We start from the raw sequence: 14771 nt of genomic DNA, 5'->3' as shown, positions 1-14771 counted from the left end.
CAAGTTTAACAAAGCGCGGCGTCGGGCGCGTCGATGGTGAGGTCGGCACGCGCGTAACTACAGCACGGCAGCAGCCAGCCCTCGGCCTTTTCATCGCGCGACAGGCCCGGCCATTCGATGCGGTAGGCTACCGACGCCGGGGCCGGGTCGCCAGCGCTCTGCGCGCGGCACAGGCAGGCGCGGCAAGTGCCGTTGCGGCACAGGCTCGGCAGCTTGATGCCGGCGGCCTGCGCGGCCAACAGCAGCGGCACATCGGCCGGGGCGTCGAACTGCCAGCCCGAGGGCAGCAGTGTGACGCGGTAGCGGTGCGGTTCGGGCGCGGCAGGCACGGCGGAATCGGCGCTGGGCGGCGGGTCGGGGGTAAAGCTGTCCACGGTGTAAAGGTTGGAAATCCAAGGTAAGGATGTCGGGAGACGATTCGTGGCTCGCGGTCCGCGATTCAAGGTTCACGACACGTGGCGGCAACTGACGATGAACGCCGATGGCCCATGTGCAGGCCCTTCCCGGGGTGCAGCGCGCGTCCGGCATCAACGCGCTACCATAACCCGTTCCTGCGGCTTTTTGTCGCGAGTACGATGCCGATGGCATCCCGGACGATGACGATCGCCATCATCATGGCCCCCGTCAGTCATTCGACTCGCACCATTGCGCTTTGTGCTGCCGCCCCAATATCGAAGTTTCGCAGACCCTCTGCGATGGCGGCGATGCGATCGCCCGCCACCTTATTCAACTTTTTTCACGTTTATTCCGTCGTCCATGAGCCAAGCGCCCTCATCCCCGGATTCGCCTGCCGATGTTGCATCGTCCGATATCAACGGACATGCCCGTCTGATCGACACCCGGGGTCTGGAAAGCGCGCTGCACGCCTTTGCCGACGCGCGTGACTGGCATCGGCATCACACGCCGAAGAACCTTGCGATGGCGTTGTCCGTCGAAGTGGCAGAGCTGGTCGAAATTTTCCAGTGGCATACCGAGGCGGAAGCCGGCGCGGTCATGGCGAGCAGCGAAGCACGCCATGTGGAGCAGGAACTCGCCGACATCGCCATGTATCTCGTGCGCCTGTCGTCGGTACTGGGTGTGGATCTGAACCGCGCCGTGACCGAAAAGCTCGTCATGAATGCCCAGAAGTACCCGGCGCCGCCGGCGTAGTCTCTCCCCCAATTTCGTTACAGACACCGATATGTCGCAAACTTCACAAGCGTCTCGTGCCCCGTCAGGGGCGACCGACGGCCCGGCTCACCGCCAGGGCAAGTCGTCGCGCCGCACGCTGCCTGCGCGTCCGCGCTGGCTGATGCTCGCCATCATCGCGCTGCTGCATGCCTATATCGGCTGGCGGCTGCTCACGCCGCTACCCGTCGGCATGGGCTGGAAGGTGGTCGGCGCGTTGTGGCTCATCGCCTCCACCGTCTTGATTCCGCTCGGCTTGATGAGCCGTGCGCTCCAGCGCGAGCCGCTCGCCACCTTGCTGAATTGGTCCGGCATGATGGCGGTCGGCATTTTCTCGTCGCTGTTCGTGCTCACGCTGCTGCGCGATGTGGTGCTCGGCGTGGCGATGGCGTTCTCGGTGCTCGACGCGCAGCTCGTGACGCGCTCCGCCGTCATCGTGTTGCTGCTGACTGCTGCCTCGACGGTGCTGGGTTTCTACAACGCGCGGCGGCTCGCACGCGTGGTCGACGTGGATATCCCGATCGCCAATCTGCCGCCGGAACTCAAAGGGTTCACCATCGTGCAGTTGAGCGACATTCATGTGAGCTCGACGATTCGCCGCCGCTACATCGACGCCATCGTCGACGCGACCAACGAATTGAAGCCCGATCTCGTGGCCATCACCGGCGATCTGGTCGATGGCAGCGTGCCCGCGTTGCGCGACCACATCGCGCCGCTAGGTCGACTTGAGTCACGCCACGGCACCTACGTGTGCACAGGCAATCACGAGTACTACTCGGGGGCGCCGGCGTGGGTGGAAGAGCTCCGCCGTATCGGCCTCACCGTGCTGGAGAATCAGCATGTCGTGCTCGATCACGAAGGCGCCGCGCTGACGGTGGCGGGTGTCACCGATTTCGGTGCGCATCATTTCGATCCGGAGAAGCGCAGCGACCCGCAAGCGGCTGTCGCAGGGTCGCCGGAAGACGTGCCGCGTGTGTTGCTCGCGCATCAGCCGCGCAGCGCACCGGCAGCGGCCGAAGCGGGCATCGATCTTCAATTGTCGGGCCACACGCACGGCGGTCAGTTCTGGCCGTGGATGTACTTCGTGCCGCTCCAGCAGCCGTTCGTGCATGGGCTGCACCGGCTGGGACGTCTGGCGATCTACGTGAGCCGGGGCACCGGCTACTGGGGCCCGCCCAAGCGTTTCGGGGCGCCGTCCGAAATTACGCGTATCCGGCTGGTGCCGGGGAACGCCTGAGCGGCGTTCAGTGATGATTGGGCGCCGTTTGCGCAGCGTTTGGCAGGCACGGACACGCGATGAGGCTACAATCGCCCTCCGCCACCGCATTCCGCTACGTTCCGCGCATTCCACGTATTCCGCGCATTCCGTGCATTCCGTCTCTGCGCCTGCGTTCGCCGCGCTCGTTTGCGCGATTCAATCTCCGTACTCGTCTCTGCTGCCATGAAGTCATTGCCTCCTGCCTCCGCGCTTGAAACCGTTGCTGTGCGCCTGCGCGGCAAGATCCAAGGCGTCGGGTACCGCCATGCCGCGGTACGCGAGGGGCATCTGATCGGCGTTCGCGGCTGGGTGCAGGCGCTGCCGGAGGGCGACATCATTGCTGTGGTGCAGGGCACGCCCGAACAGGTCGACAAGATGCTGGAATGGATGCGACGCGGCCCGCCCGCTGCACGCGTGATCGACTTCGAGAGCGAAGTGGAATACACCGGCCGTCGCTTTGACCGCTTCGAACAGCTCTGAAAAAGCTGCGAGGGCTGGAAATGCTGGAAATGCTGGAAAGGCTGGAAATGCTGGAAAGGCTGGGGAAGCAAGCACCGGCAGAACGCAGATACGAGACGTGAGCGTCGGTCGCGCGAAATTGGCGGCCGCACACGTGGGATTCACGCAGGGTTCAACGAGTGGGGATTTAAGACATTCGAAGTGACGAGCAGCGACCATCGAGTCGCTGCGCATCGCTTCTATGCGCGCCGTGGCGATGCCCGGGACGGGCTGCGGTTGGCGCGCCGGTCAGACTTGAGCGCTGACCTTAATTCTTGTGACGGTAATTGATGCGGCCCTTCGTCAAATCGTAGGGCGACATTTCCAGCGTCACGCGGTCACCCGCGAGAATGCGGATGCGGTTCTTCTGCATACGGCCACTCGCGTAAGCAATCACGCCCACGCCATTTTCAAGCGTGACGCGAAAGCGATTGTCCGGCAATACCTCTTCGACTTTTCCGCCGAATTCGATCAATTCTTCCTTGGCCAATATCGTATCCTCTTGTAAGTGCCGCTCGCGATGAGCGCAGCACCGGTGTTACTGAAGGTTCGTTCGCCAATACCGTCGCCACGCCCTGTGGGTTGCAGGGCATCCATCGAAGCCAAACGAGCCTACCCGGCGGACCTGCCATGACTGTCATGGCGGCGCACCGAAACGCGGCGAGAGTTCGAAGGAGCAAGGCACATTGCGGCAGTGCCACAATGACGAGCAGTGCGTGTCGGGAGGGCGGAGACCGGTCGGTCTGCGCCATCGGCACAGCGAGTGATTCGGCTCGCAGGACAAGGCTGTCAGCGGCGCCGATAAAGCATTTCGCGATCGTCAGGCGATGATCGGCGAATTTTCGCCGATCCCGCTAGGATACGCCTATCTGTGTTGCTCGTGGGGAAAAGTTGTCCGGAATGTGCCATTTTGGAGGCTTTTGTCATCAATTTGTGGCGCAATGCATCATTCGGGACGTTCAGCGGCCCCTACTTCCCGTCCACTGCCCGCCCTCCCCCCTCCGGGACAACGCGGGCGTGACGCGCAACGTGGCCTCAACTATCCTGTAAGTACCCGTACCCCGCAGGAGGATGACCATGAAAACAGTCGCTCAGATCCTGAAGTCCAAGTCGGCCGACACGGTGTATAAAGTGCGCCCGTCCGATTCGGTACTCGATGCGTTGACCTTGATGGCAGAAGCGCGCATCGGCGCGGTGCTGGTCAGCGAGGATGATCGCTCGATCATCGGCATCTTCACCGAGCGCGATTACGCGCGAAAGGTGGCGCTCATGGGCCGGACGTCGGTCAACACCCCCGTGCGTGACGTGATGACCTCCGCCGTGCGCTACGTGAGCCCGGAACAGACCAACGAAGAGTGCATGTCGCTGATGACGGAGCACCGCATTCGCCACCTGCCGGTCATGAAAGACGGCGAACTGGTCGGCCTGCTGTCGATCGGCGACTTGGTCAAGGCGATCATTTCCGAACAGCAGTTCACCATCGATCAGCTCGAGAACTACATCATGGGTGGCGGCGCCGCGCTCGCCAGCCGCACGCCACGCCCCAACTAACGACGGGTCATGGGCCGCCTCCCCCGCCCGTTCGAGGACGGGGCTGACGCCCCCTCACATCCCGCCTAAACATCCCGGCGCTTCAGCAGAAGCGCCGTTTTCATTTCACCTCACACACCCTGCGCTGCGGCGCGGCACTGGGCTGTGCCAGAATGCAATTCCCTGACGGCCTCCGCTCGCGTCGCGACGCCTGACTTTGCCGCCCCTCTCTTCATTCGCGCCTGCCATCGCCCCCTCCCTCGCAGCATCGACATTCGCAAGCTTTGCGCCCCGTGTGGGTGACATCGATCGTGTGCGCATCCGTCGCCGTATCGGCTGGATCGCCGTCGCTGTGCTCGTCGCCCATGGGCTCGCGGGCGTGGCACTGCGTGAATGGCTACCTGAATTACCGGACCTGCGCGACGACACGCAACGCCCTGCGATGCAGGTGACTTGGATAACAACGCCGGCACCGGTGACACCGCCTGCCAGCGCAAAAGCCGTCCAGCCGGCAGAACCCACGACGACGCCCGCCACCCGCTTACCCAGAGCACAGCCGGTGCCCGCGACACCCGGCGCTCCGCCTAAACCGATCACCCCCGAACTCCCCTCGCCTCGCGCCATCACGCCGCCTGCGCAGACCGCGCCGATAGCGCCGGCCACCCCGCCGCCCGACTGGCGCGCCGATATTGCGCGTGGCGTCGGCCAGTTGCCGCCCTCGCGGGCCTCGGCACCGGCGGCGTCAGCCGAGCGTGTGATTACCGACCAGTCGCAACGCCCTGCCGCTGGCGGAGACGACACCAATGCCTCGGGATCGGCCACGCAGCGCGCGTTCGACAATGCATTGGGGAGCGGACGCTCGTCCGTCAGCGGCCCATCGGCGACGCGCGAAGGCGGCAACCCACTGGGCACCCGGGAATGCATCGAGATGAATGGCAAGAAGCGCTGTGCGCGCTATCGCAACCAGGCCGCAGACATCGACCCGTTCATGAAGCGAGAACGATTGTTCTCGCCGGATATGCGTTGAGGCATCAAAAAACGTCGCAGAAAATTCCACCGTGGGCGAGCGGCAAGACCACCGCTGCACCCACTCGACTGACGCGAAAGACCAATCAGAAATCTTCAGCGTCGACGTCGTAGTTCGACGGCTCCCAGCGAATCGCCAGCAGCGCGAGCAGCCCGATAGCCGGGGCGATCGCGATCACCCAGAACACCTTGGTCGCCAGCGCCGCCGCGAGCACCGGAAACAGGAACAGCGACACGGTGGAGCTCGAACGCATCAGCGTCTGATTGAAGCCCACGCCCACGCCGCGCAGCGACGTCGGGTAGCTCAGCGACGCAAACGTCATCGAGTGCGCACCCGGGCCAAAGCCTTGCCCCAGCAGGAACAGCGCGAGAAAGCCCAACGCCCATGCCACCTGCACCCCGCTCGCGGGCTTGCCCACCAGCGCCAGCCCGACGAGAGCGGTCAACTGGAAGGCGTAACCGATGACGGTCAACTTCCACGCACCGACCTTCGGCACGAGCCGCACACCCAGCAAGCCACCCGTGAACGCGAACAGCAGGTTGAGCGCCAGCGACATCAGAATCGTCGTGAGCATCGATTGTGCGAGGAAGCTCGCGATGATCACCGGCAAGCCGAACGCCACCGCGTTATACGCGAACGACGAGGCCACCGCGATGATGGTCGCGAGCGTCGTGCGGCGCAGATACACGCCGCGCAGCAACGCCCCATAGTTGCTCCACGCCGCAGGCCGTTTGGCCGTCACACGTTCGGCGTCGGCAGCCACCACCGCATCGATGCCATACGACCGCTTGAGAATCTTCGCTGCCCCTTCCAGATCGCCCTGATTCGCGGCCCACACCGGCGACTCGCTCATGTAGCGGCTGCGCACGGCGATGATGGCCAGCGCCGGAATCGCGCCGAAGCCGAGAATGATCCGCCACAGCAGTGCGCTATGCGACGACGGCAGCACCGAGTAGCACAGCAGCACGAGCAGATACGACGCACAAATCGCGGCGTACCACGTTGGACACCACATCGCCACGCGCGCCGCCTTATTGCCACGTCCCTTCAACTTGGAGAACTCGGCGAGGAACGCCATCGCCACCGGCAAGTCGATACCGACGCCCAGCCCCATCACGAAGCGCGCACCGGCGAGCACGTACTCGTTCGGTGCGAACGCGCAGGCAATTGCCGCGATGACGAAGCACAGCATGTCGGCCATGAACACGCGATAGCGGCCGATGCGGTCGGTGAAGTAGCCACCGAGAAACGCGCCGACGATGGCTCCGAACGTGATTGCCGACGCGACCATGCCGGTGCCGGCAGGCGTGAGGTTGAACTCGCGGGCTACGTCTTTCAGACCGAAGGCGAGTGCGCCCAGATCGTAGGCGTCGAGGAACACGCCGCCGAGGGCGATGGCCACGATCCAGCGGGCATTCGAGACACGTGCACCGCCTTCGTTGACGAGCTGCGCAACGTCGCCCGCCGAGCGGATGACGGCGGGGCCGGACGGGCGGGCAGCCGTAGATGCGGCAGTGGCTGCGGGTGCAGATGCGGCGGGAGACAGGGAAACGTCGACAGACATGATGCGGAACCGGAAAAGCAGGGACGAAAGGTCGCGATGTTACCGCTTGGTACCGTGTCAACCAAGTGCTTTCTGGTTATATGCTTAGACGATTCCCGCGCCAATCGGCACGTTTTCCGAATTTACCGGCAACATCGACCAAATTTCACGACTATATATAGTGGCTTCCCCTCACCCCGCTCGCATTGACAGGGCATGACCCCAAGTCCCACCGCATGGGAATATGATCGAGGCAGGCTTCAAAAACAGGGAGGCTCGCGCAAACCCGCGCCACATCGGGCTTGGCGCCATTACAAATGCTTACCGTTTCTTACAGCACGAATGTCTGCGGAACCCTACATTCCGCGTCGTGGTCGCAAGATATGTGGCACATAGTGCGCGAAGTTACCGACCTCCATGGTGACGGCGCATTTACCTCACGCTCACGAGGAACGACTGAAAATGAAGATCAAAGCACTTACGGGAATCAGCGCGGCACTGGCCGCAGTCCTGCTCGCCGGTTGCGTCGCACCGGGTCAGCAATACGGTGGCGGTTACCAACAGGGTTATCAGCAACCGGGTTACCAACAGCCGGGCTATCAGCAACCGCCGCAGCAGCAGGCACCGCAGGGCGCGCTGTATGGCCGGGTCGAATCGATCGAGCAGATGAACGGCGCGAATAACAGCCCGAACATTCTCGGTACGGTGCTGGGTGGTGCGGCCGGCGGTCTGCTCGGCAACACGATCGGCGGCGGGCGCGGACGCACGGCCACCACCATCGGTGGCGCCGTGGTCGGTGCTATCGCGGGTAACCGCATCGAAAACGGCATGGGTCAGCCGAATGTGCTGTACCGCATTACCGTGCGTCTGGACGATGGCCGCGTCGCCACCGTGACGCAGGCGCCGCCGCTGCGCGTGCAGCAAGGCCAACGTGCTGCCGTCGCCAACGATACGGTGTATCCGTACTAAGCTAAGCACGGAATATCAGAAGACGCCGCACGTAGCAAAGTACGATTCGCTACAGTGAAACGCCCGCCGGTTTTGCCCGGCGGGCGTTTTATTTTTGGGGCGTGTCAAACGCGACACAGTCGCGTCGATCGAGGGGTCTGGCGCCATACGCAAAGACTATTTGGCCTGATAAGATACGCGCGACCATCGGAGGGCTAGGGCTGTGCGCCGTTCCGGAACTTTGTCGAATCCGTCAGTTACCGCAACCCTTCGCATCCGTCATGTCGACCCAGACGACTTATCACCATCGGCTCTTCATGGCGATGGTCGGCGGCATTAGTGCAGCACTCAATGCCGGCGCCTTCTTTGCTGTCCTGCTATTCAACGGACAGAATCCTTATACCCCGTACGGCCTGACGCTCGTCAGCGCGTTGGGTGTGGCGGCCTTCATTGTCTTTGCCCGATTTCATCTGCTGGCCAGCGCCCGTGACGCCCGATGGATGCTCGGACGCGGTGCTATGCGCTGGTGCCGGGTGCTGCTCACGATGATCGTGCTGCTGTTCCTGACGTACGACCGCCCGGAAGACGTGCGCGTCATGCTCGCCGAATGGGCGCTGCTCGCGCTGCCCTTGCAGATGCTGGGGCTGGCCGCGTTGCGCGGTGCCGCCCACAGCATCAACAATGCGCCGGGTAACCAGCGCCGCGCCGCGTTCTTCGGCTTCGGTCCCGAGGCACGCAAGCTGAATCTGCGCCTGCGCCGCTCGCCGATTCTCGGCATTCAGGTCGCCGGTTATTACAACGACGCTCCGGTCGAGCCGGAAGCCGGTGAAGTGCTGCCGTCCTACCTTGGCCGTTATGCCGACGCTGCGGCGCATATTCAAGCCAGCCACTACGAAATTGTCTTCATCGCCATCGGGCAACAGGACAACAAGGAACTCACCGCCGACATCGTCAACCGCCTGTACGACTCGACGGCGGCCATCTATCTGCTGCCCGAATTCCGCTTCCCGGGCGACCTGCCGCTGACCGGCACCGATCTGGCCGGTGTGCCGCTGCTCGCGCTGCACGACATCACCGTGCAGGGCTTCCTGCGCATGATCAAACGCGGCATGGACATCGCCGGTGCCTCGTTACTGTTGTTCTTCCTGTGGCCGGTGATGATCGGCATCGCGGTTGCCGTGCGGCTCGATTCGCCGGGCCCGGTCCTGTTCCGGCAGCGACGCTATGGCGAACGCGGCCAGCCGATCATCGTGCGTAAATTCCGCTCGATGCGTGTCGTTCAGCCGGAGGATGCTGCGGCGGCCGCGACCGGCGGATTGCGTCAGGCGCACGCGGGCGACAGCCGTATCACGACACTTGGTCGGCATCTGCGCCGGACGTCGCTCGACGAGTTGCCGCAACTGCTGGATGTGCTGGGGGGCGCGATGAGTCTCGTCGGCCCGCGTCCGCATGCGGAGGAGCACAACGAGATGTACCGGCGTCTGATTCCGGGTTACATGCTGCGTCACAGTGTGAAGCCCGGCATTACCGGATGGGCGCAGATCAACGGCCTGCGTGGCGAGACCGAGACGCCCGACAAGATGCAGCGCCGCGTCGAGTACGACCGCTACTACATCACCCACTGGTCGCTGTGGCTCGACATCAAGATTTTGCTCAAGACCATTCCGGTCATGATCACCGGGCACAACGCGCTGTAAGGCCTGCGTGCAGGCCAGTACGCTGACGTACGCCGACTAGCGGCTGACTAGCGGCCGTTACGCCACTGCCGCCAGCAGATGCCGACAAAGCGCCGGTCGTCGACCAGATAACGCCGCCACATGCGGCCCGGGTCCTGCAAGATGCGCCAGATCCACTCGGAGCCCGTGCGCTGCATCCACTTCGGTGCACGCCGCTGCATCCCGGCAGCGAACTCGATCGCAGCGCCCACACACAGCATCAATCCGCCCGGCATATTGGCCGCGTTGGCCATCGCCCAGCGCTCCTGCTTCGGCATGCCTACGCACACGAAAATCAGATCGGGCGCTATCTCGCGAACACGCTCGGCAATCGCATCGCCTTCGGGACCTGTCGGATCGAAGCGCATCGACGGGACGATCAGCGTGAAATCCAGCCCCGGGAAGCGCGCGGCGAGCCCTTCGCGAATCCGGGTTTCGAATTCGGGATGCCCCCCCACGAAGACCGCTTTGCCGCCGGTCGCACTGGCACGGTCGCAAAGCGCGGGCAGCAAATCGGCGCCCGTCACCCGGCCCGGCAACGGCGTGCCGAACAAGCGGCTGGCCCAGATGATCGGCATGCCGTCGGCAAACAGATAATCGGCCGTGGCGTAGGCGCGCTTGAATTCGGGCTGCGTGTCGAGCCGCACGATGTGATCGACATTCGGCGTCACCACGATTCGTGCGCGTCCGTCGCGTTGCACACTGGCATGCGCGAGCACATCGACGGCGGTATCGAAAGGCACCGCAGCGAGATTCAGCCCGAACAGGGCAACGCTGGGTTCGAAGACGTCGCGCGAGCGCGTGACGGGTGCGGCGTTCAGATCCGTGTCACTGGTCATGACCTATCGTATTCCTGTCGTCCGGCGAAGCCGGATCCGTTCGGGTGGCAGGCACGATAGTATCAGCGGGCCTATGACGTCAGTGACACTTTTCACCACACGCGCGCGCACCTGTTGCGGAAAGTCGTCGTCTTGACGTCGTGGATCAGCTACCATCGCAGCGGCTATCCGTCCTGCCCCTTCCCTAACTGCTGTAAGCACGCCGCGAGTTGCCGCAGACGATGATTCTCGACGCCCACGACATTCCTTCCGGCGCCTGCCTGCAAGCCGACTTGTGCATTGCCGGCGCAGGTGCCGCCGGCATCACCCTCGCGCTGGCGCTTGAAGCCAGCGGACTCGACGTCATCCTGCTCGAAAGCGGCAGCGACACCCCCGAGCCCGCCACGCAGGCACTCTACGACGGCACCGTCGCCGACGCGCGGCTTCATCCCCCCACGGAAAGCTACCGGGTACGCCGCTTCGGCGGCTCGACCACGCTCTGGGGCGGACGCTGCATGCCGCTCGATGCGATCGATTTCGAAGCGCGCGACTACATGCCGCACAGCGGCTGGCCGATCACCCTCGACGACTTGATGCCGTGGTACGCGCAGGCCAATACGTTGTGCGAAGCCGGTGAGTTCGCCTACACCGCCGAGCGCGCATTCACGAAGCCGTCGTCGCCGATGATCGGCAACTTCGAGAGCGATCTGTTCACCACGAACACGCTGGAACGATTCAGTTGTCCGACCGATTTCGGCGGCCGCTATCGGGCCCGTCTGGCCCGGGGACGCGTGCGCGTCGTGCAGCACGCCAATCTGTGCCGCCTGCCCCAGCGCGACGACACCGCGCGCCTGGTCGGTCCGGCCGAAGTGCGCACGTTGGATGGCAAGATGTTCACCGTCGCCGCACGCGCATACGTGCTCGCCACCGGCGGTCTGGAAGTGCCGCGACTGCTGCTCGATAGCCCGGGCGCCAGCGGCCGCGGCCTTGGCAATGCGCACGACGTGGTGGGCCGCTATTACATGTGCCACATCGCGGGCACCATCGGTACGATGGACCTCGCGGCGGCCACCTCGGTGTACCACGGCTACGAAGTCTCTGACGAAGGCATTTACTGCCGCCGCCGCTTTGCACTGCGCCCGCAAGCTCAGCACGACCTTCGCGTCGGCAACTTCGTCGCGCGGCTGCATCACCCGCGCATTCCCGATGCCGGGCATGGCAGCGGCATCTTGTCGGCGCTGTATCTCGCACGCCCCATCGTCCCTTACGAATACGCCAAGCGCCTCTACGGCGATTCGCCCGACAATTCGCTCGCGAACTGGCTGGCGCACTTGCGCAACGTCATCGTCGACGCACCGAACACCGTTCGGTTCCTGACACACTGGGCGCTCAAGCGCACGTTGGCGGACCGCAAATTCCCGTCGATCATCGTGCGCCCGGCCAACCTGCGTTTCAGCCTCGACTTCCATGCCGAGCAAGCGCCGAACCCCGAGAGCCGCGTGATGCTGGGTGACGCCATCGATACGCTGGGCCAGCGGCGCATTCACATTGACTGGCGCTACTGCGATGAAGACGTGGCGACCGTGACCCGGACACTCGCCGCACTCGCGCAGGAAGTCGAGCGCGCAGGCGTCGGACGCTTCTCGTACGATCCGTCCCAAGTGGAAGCCGAAATGACGCGCTACGGCGCCTATGGCGGGCACCACATCGGTACCGCACGCATGGGTCTCGACCCGCGCACCAGCGTCGTCAACGCCGATTGCCGCTTGCACGAAACCGACAACGTCTTCGTTGCGAGCGCTGCGGTCTTCCCGACCTCGGGGCAGGCCAATCCCACACTGAGCATCGTGGCCATGGCCCTGCGCCTTGCCGATCATCTCCGGCAGCAGGGGAACGTCTCGTCCTTACCCATGCCGCCGTCAGCCAATCCATCCACCTCTTCGTGAAATCGTCCGCCCCATGAAAGCCCGCATCCTCGTTACCGGCGCGACCGGCTTTATCGGCCGCCACGTCGTTCAGGCACTTGCCGCCAGTGATTGGGCCGAACCGGTCGCCGCCTCGCGCCGCGCCGGCCCGGGTCTGCGGGTCGTCGACGCCCTCTCCTCCGCCTCGCTCGGGGCAGCCCTCGAAGACGTCGACGGTCTCGTGAATTGCGTAGCGGGCTCGCCGGAAACCATCGTGGCCAATGCGCACGCGTTGCGCGATGCGCTGAACGCGCGCACCACGCCGGTGCCGGTGGCGTATTTCAGCTCGATGGCGGTGTATGGCGGCGTCGAAGGGCATATCGACGAGACGGCGACGCTCGCGGGCGAGAGCGCCTATGGCATCGCCAAGATGGAAGCCGAAAAGGCGCTCGCGGGCCTGCCGACCGTGGCGCTGTTGCGCCCGGGTTGTGTCTACGGAGGCGGCAGCCCGCAGTGGTCTGCGCGTATCGCTGAGTTGCTGCGCGCAGGCCGCCTCGGCGACCTCGGCGCCGCGGGCGATGCGCACAGCAATCTGGTGCATGTGGACGATGTCGTGAGCGCGGCACTGAGTGCGCTGCGCACGCCCGGCGCCGGTGGGCGCGCGTATAACCTCGCCATGGCAGAGGCCCCGCGCTGGAACGAATATTTCACCGCCTATGCGATGGCGCTGGGCGCGACGCCGGTCAAGCGCATCGGGGCCAAGCAACTGAAGCTCGAAACGAAACTCTTGGGCCCCGCGCTGAAGATCGCAGAAATCGCAGGCCGCAAGGTCGGCTTGAAAAACCTGCCACCGCCGATTCCGCCGTCGCTCGCCCGCCTCTGGCAGCAAGACATCTGCCTCGATGCGCAGTTGGCCCAGCAAACCTTTGGTCTCAACTGGACACCGTGGCGCGATGCCGTCAAAGCGGAAGCCGCCCGCGCGTAATTAGCTGCGGGCCTTCCGGGCAAGAAGACCCGCCACCCAACGCCGCAGCGCAGCGAGTGGCGACACCCCGAGCAGTCGATGCGCGGCCCACGTCGCGGCCGCGCCATTCACCGCAATCGCCAGTGAGGCTGCCGCCGACGCGCCAACGCTGCCGCCGGACGGCGCCAGCAACGCCAACCCGGCCAGCAGCACCACCACCGAGACCGCGTTGATCCGCATGAGCGCCCGCGTGTGCGCTGTCATCCCGAGCAATTCCGGCATGGCGGTAAAGCACGCCGCGGCAATCTGCCCGAGTGCCAGCACACGCAACGCCGTCGCACCATCGTCATAGCCGTGCCCGAACAGGCCCAGCAAGTGCTGCGGAATGACGAGCATCGCCACGGTGACCGGCAGCGCGAGACAAAGCACCAAGCCAATCGCTTGCGCCGCACTGCGCTCCAGCCCCGGCGTGTCGTGCCGCGCATACAGGCTTGCGAAGCGCGGCGCGGCCATGCCCGTCACACCGCTGATCAGCAGATTGACGACGAGCGCCAGACGCCACGCAAGCGCAAACAACCCCGTCTCGCGTGACGACGCAACGATGCCCAGCACGATGGCGGGCGCCGACGTAATCAGCAACTTGGTGAGTTCGAGCGAGAACAGCGACAACCCCGTCTTGAGCAGCCCCTTGGCGGCAGGATGCGGTGCCGCCGGTGCCGCGTCGCTCGTCATGGTTTGCTTCGGCACGTCGCGCAGAAATCGACGGAGCAGCACGGCGCCGACAATCGCCGTGAGCGTGAAGCTCGCGGCAATCAGTATCAACGCGTTGATCACCGTCAGGTGGCCCGTGACAACCAGCGGGATGACGGCCACGCAGAAGATCGCCGGCCAGAGCCACGAATAAATCATCTGGCTGAAGCCCACGCGCTGCAACCCCGCGAGCGCGCCGGCCACAGCCGCACCGAGGTTCTGCGGAACGAACGAGAGCGCCCCCAGCATGAGTGGCAGCGCGAGCCCCGGCTTGCGCAGGATGTCGTCGGCGAACAGCGCAGCGCCGGCGGCGAGCAGCACCGACACGGCCACCGAGGTGAGCACGACCAGCGAGAGCGCACGGCGGATGGTCGGACGCACGGCGCCGAACTGCCCCGAGGCCACGTCCATGGCAAGTTGCCGCGTGAGCGCCTGATCGACGCCAAGACGCCCAAACCCGGCAAGCGCCACCATCGTGCTGAACACGATGTAGAAATTGCCGGTCTCCACCACGCCGAGCGCCGCGGCGATCAGCAGGTGAAAACCGTAGCGGCTGGGCAGATCGAGCAGGCGTACGCCGAGGCTGATCACGCTGCCGCGAATCATCGAAGCCCCGGTCTTGGCGGGCGGCGGGCGCGTGTCGGTCATC

Annotated in this window: 14 protein-coding genes; 9 read left to right on the top strand and 5 right to left on the bottom strand. The window is 64.6% G+C overall.

The window, feature by feature from the left end; translation table 11 throughout:
• Positions 1-5 precede the first annotated feature (5 nt).
• Positions 6-329: a 2Fe-2S iron-sulfur cluster-binding protein gene (locus PIN31009_RS25720; RefSeq protein ID WP_150792001.1), complete on the bottom strand. Its 324-nt coding sequence runs from the start codon at positions 327-329 to the stop codon at positions 6-8.
• Between the two features lie 427 nt (positions 330-756).
• On the opposite strand from PIN31009_RS25720, the gene PIN31009_RS25715 reads away from it, so the two are divergent.
• The 3 genes from PIN31009_RS25715 (at position 757) to PIN31009_RS25705 (ending at position 2905) form a co-directional block, all read left to right on the top strand.
• Positions 757-1149, top strand: a complete 393-nt coding sequence (locus PIN31009_RS25715) for a nucleotide pyrophosphohydrolase (protein ID WP_150791961.1) — start codon at positions 757-759, stop codon at positions 1147-1149.
• 142 nt (positions 1150-1291) lie between these two features.
• On the top strand, positions 1292-2404 hold the full coding sequence (locus PIN31009_RS25710) for a metallophosphoesterase (RefSeq protein ID WP_150792000.1): 1113 nt from the start codon (positions 1292-1294) through the stop codon (positions 2402-2404).
• 204 nt (positions 2405-2608) lie between these two features.
• Complete coding sequence (locus PIN31009_RS25705; protein WP_058376258.1) at positions 2609-2905, top strand: acylphosphatase; 297 nt, start codon at positions 2609-2611, stop codon at positions 2903-2905.
• A gap of 286 nt (positions 2906-3191) precedes the next feature.
• Here PIN31009_RS25705 and infA read toward each other — a convergent pair whose 3' ends face one another.
• Positions 3192-3413: a translation initiation factor IF-1 gene (infA, locus tag PIN31009_RS25700; protein WP_058376259.1), complete on the bottom strand. Its 222-nt coding sequence runs from the start codon at positions 3411-3413 to the stop codon at positions 3192-3194.
• A gap of 587 nt (positions 3414-4000) precedes the next feature.
• Between infA and PIN31009_RS25695 the strand changes: the two genes are divergently transcribed.
• Together PIN31009_RS25695 and PIN31009_RS25690 are read left to right on the top strand one after the other, a co-directional pair.
• Complete coding sequence (locus PIN31009_RS25695; protein WP_150686604.1) at positions 4001-4474, top strand: CBS domain-containing protein; 474 nt, start codon at positions 4001-4003, stop codon at positions 4472-4474.
• A 274-nt stretch (positions 4475-4748) separates the two neighbouring features.
• A complete protein-coding gene (locus PIN31009_RS25690) occupies positions 4749-5480 on the top strand; it encodes a hypothetical protein (protein ID WP_150791960.1) in 732 nt (243 codons plus the stop codon).
• Between the two features lie 85 nt (positions 5481-5565).
• Here PIN31009_RS25690 and PIN31009_RS25685 read toward each other — a convergent pair whose 3' ends face one another.
• Positions 5566-7044 (bottom strand): MFS transporter, encoded by a 1479-nt coding sequence (locus PIN31009_RS25685; protein WP_150686606.1) that lies wholly within the window; start codon positions 7042-7044, stop codon positions 5566-5568.
• A 441-nt stretch (positions 7045-7485) separates the two neighbouring features.
• Between PIN31009_RS25685 and PIN31009_RS25680 the strand changes: the two genes are divergently transcribed.
• Positions 7486-7992, top strand: coding sequence for an outer membrane lipoprotein (locus PIN31009_RS25680; RefSeq protein ID WP_150791959.1), 507 nt, complete (start codon positions 7486-7488; stop codon positions 7990-7992).
• A gap of 260 nt (positions 7993-8252) precedes the next feature.
• On the top strand, positions 8253-9668 hold the full coding sequence (locus tag PIN31009_RS25675; protein WP_246185858.1) for an undecaprenyl-phosphate glucose phosphotransferase: 1416 nt from the start codon (positions 8253-8255) through the stop codon (positions 9666-9668).
• A 47-nt stretch (positions 9669-9715) separates the two neighbouring features.
• On the opposite strand, the gene PIN31009_RS25670 is transcribed toward PIN31009_RS25675, so the two are convergent.
• Positions 9716-10525, bottom strand: a complete 810-nt coding sequence (locus PIN31009_RS25670; RefSeq protein WP_150791958.1) for a WecB/TagA/CpsF family glycosyltransferase — start codon at positions 10523-10525, stop codon at positions 9716-9718.
• A gap of 221 nt (positions 10526-10746) precedes the next feature.
• Here PIN31009_RS25670 and PIN31009_RS25665 point away from each other — a divergent pair, with 221 nt between their 5' ends.
• Complete coding sequence (locus tag PIN31009_RS25665; protein ID WP_150791957.1) at positions 10747-12450, top strand: FAD-dependent oxidoreductase; 1704 nt, start codon at positions 10747-10749, stop codon at positions 12448-12450.
• 13 nt (positions 12451-12463) lie between these two features.
• Entirely contained in the window at positions 12464-13393 is a 930-nt protein-coding gene (locus PIN31009_RS25660) for an NAD-dependent epimerase/dehydratase family protein (RefSeq protein WP_150791956.1), read from the top strand.
• Here the strand turns inward: PIN31009_RS25660 and PIN31009_RS25655 are convergent, their stop codons facing one another.
• A complete protein-coding gene (locus PIN31009_RS25655; protein ID WP_246185857.1) occupies positions 13394-14770 on the bottom strand; it encodes a lipopolysaccharide biosynthesis protein in 1377 nt (458 codons plus the stop codon).
• Between the last annotated feature and the right edge of the window lies 1 nt (position 14771).

Source organism: Pandoraea iniqua (assembly GCF_902459685.1).
Lineage (GTDB): Bacteria > Pseudomonadota > Gammaproteobacteria > Burkholderiales > Burkholderiaceae > Pandoraea > Pandoraea iniqua.
This window is presented reverse-complemented; position numbering and strand designations above follow the sequence as displayed.

Excerpts from the sequence above, each read along its gene's own strand:
- PIN31009_RS25675 (WP_246185858.1), top strand. The coding sequence starts at position 8,253 with ATGTCGACCCAGACGACTTATCACCATCGGCTCTTCATGGCGATGGTC.
- PIN31009_RS25715 (WP_150791961.1), top strand. The coding sequence starts at position 757 with ATGAGCCAAGCGCCCTCATCCCCGGATTCGCCTGCCGATGTTGCATCG.
- PIN31009_RS25685 (WP_150686606.1), bottom strand. The coding sequence starts at position 7,044 with ATGTCTGTCGACGTTTCCCTGTCTCCCGCCGCATCTGCACCCGCAGCC.
- PIN31009_RS25710 (WP_150792000.1), top strand. The coding sequence starts at position 1,292 with ATGCTCGCCATCATCGCGCTGCTGCATGCCTATATCGGCTGGCGGCTG.
- PIN31009_RS25695 (WP_150686604.1), top strand. The coding sequence starts at position 4,001 with ATGAAAACAGTCGCTCAGATCCTGAAGTCCAAGTCGGCCGACACGGTG.
- PIN31009_RS25670 (WP_150791958.1), bottom strand. The coding sequence starts at position 10,525 with ATGACCAGTGACACGGATCTGAACGCCGCACCCGTCACGCGCTCGCGC.
- PIN31009_RS25655 (WP_246185857.1), bottom strand. The coding sequence starts at position 14,770 with ATGACCGACACGCGCCCGCCGCCCGCCAAGACCGGGGCTTCGATGATT.
- PIN31009_RS25680 (WP_150791959.1), top strand. The coding sequence starts at position 7,486 with ATGAAGATCAAAGCACTTACGGGAATCAGCGCGGCACTGGCCGCAGTC.
- PIN31009_RS25660 (WP_150791956.1), top strand. The coding sequence starts at position 12,464 with ATGAAAGCCCGCATCCTCGTTACCGGCGCGACCGGCTTTATCGGCCGC.
- PIN31009_RS25665 (WP_150791957.1), top strand. The coding sequence starts at position 10,747 with ATGATTCTCGACGCCCACGACATTCCTTCCGGCGCCTGCCTGCAAGCC.
- PIN31009_RS25705 (WP_058376258.1), top strand. The coding sequence starts at position 2,609 with ATGAAGTCATTGCCTCCTGCCTCCGCGCTTGAAACCGTTGCTGTGCGC.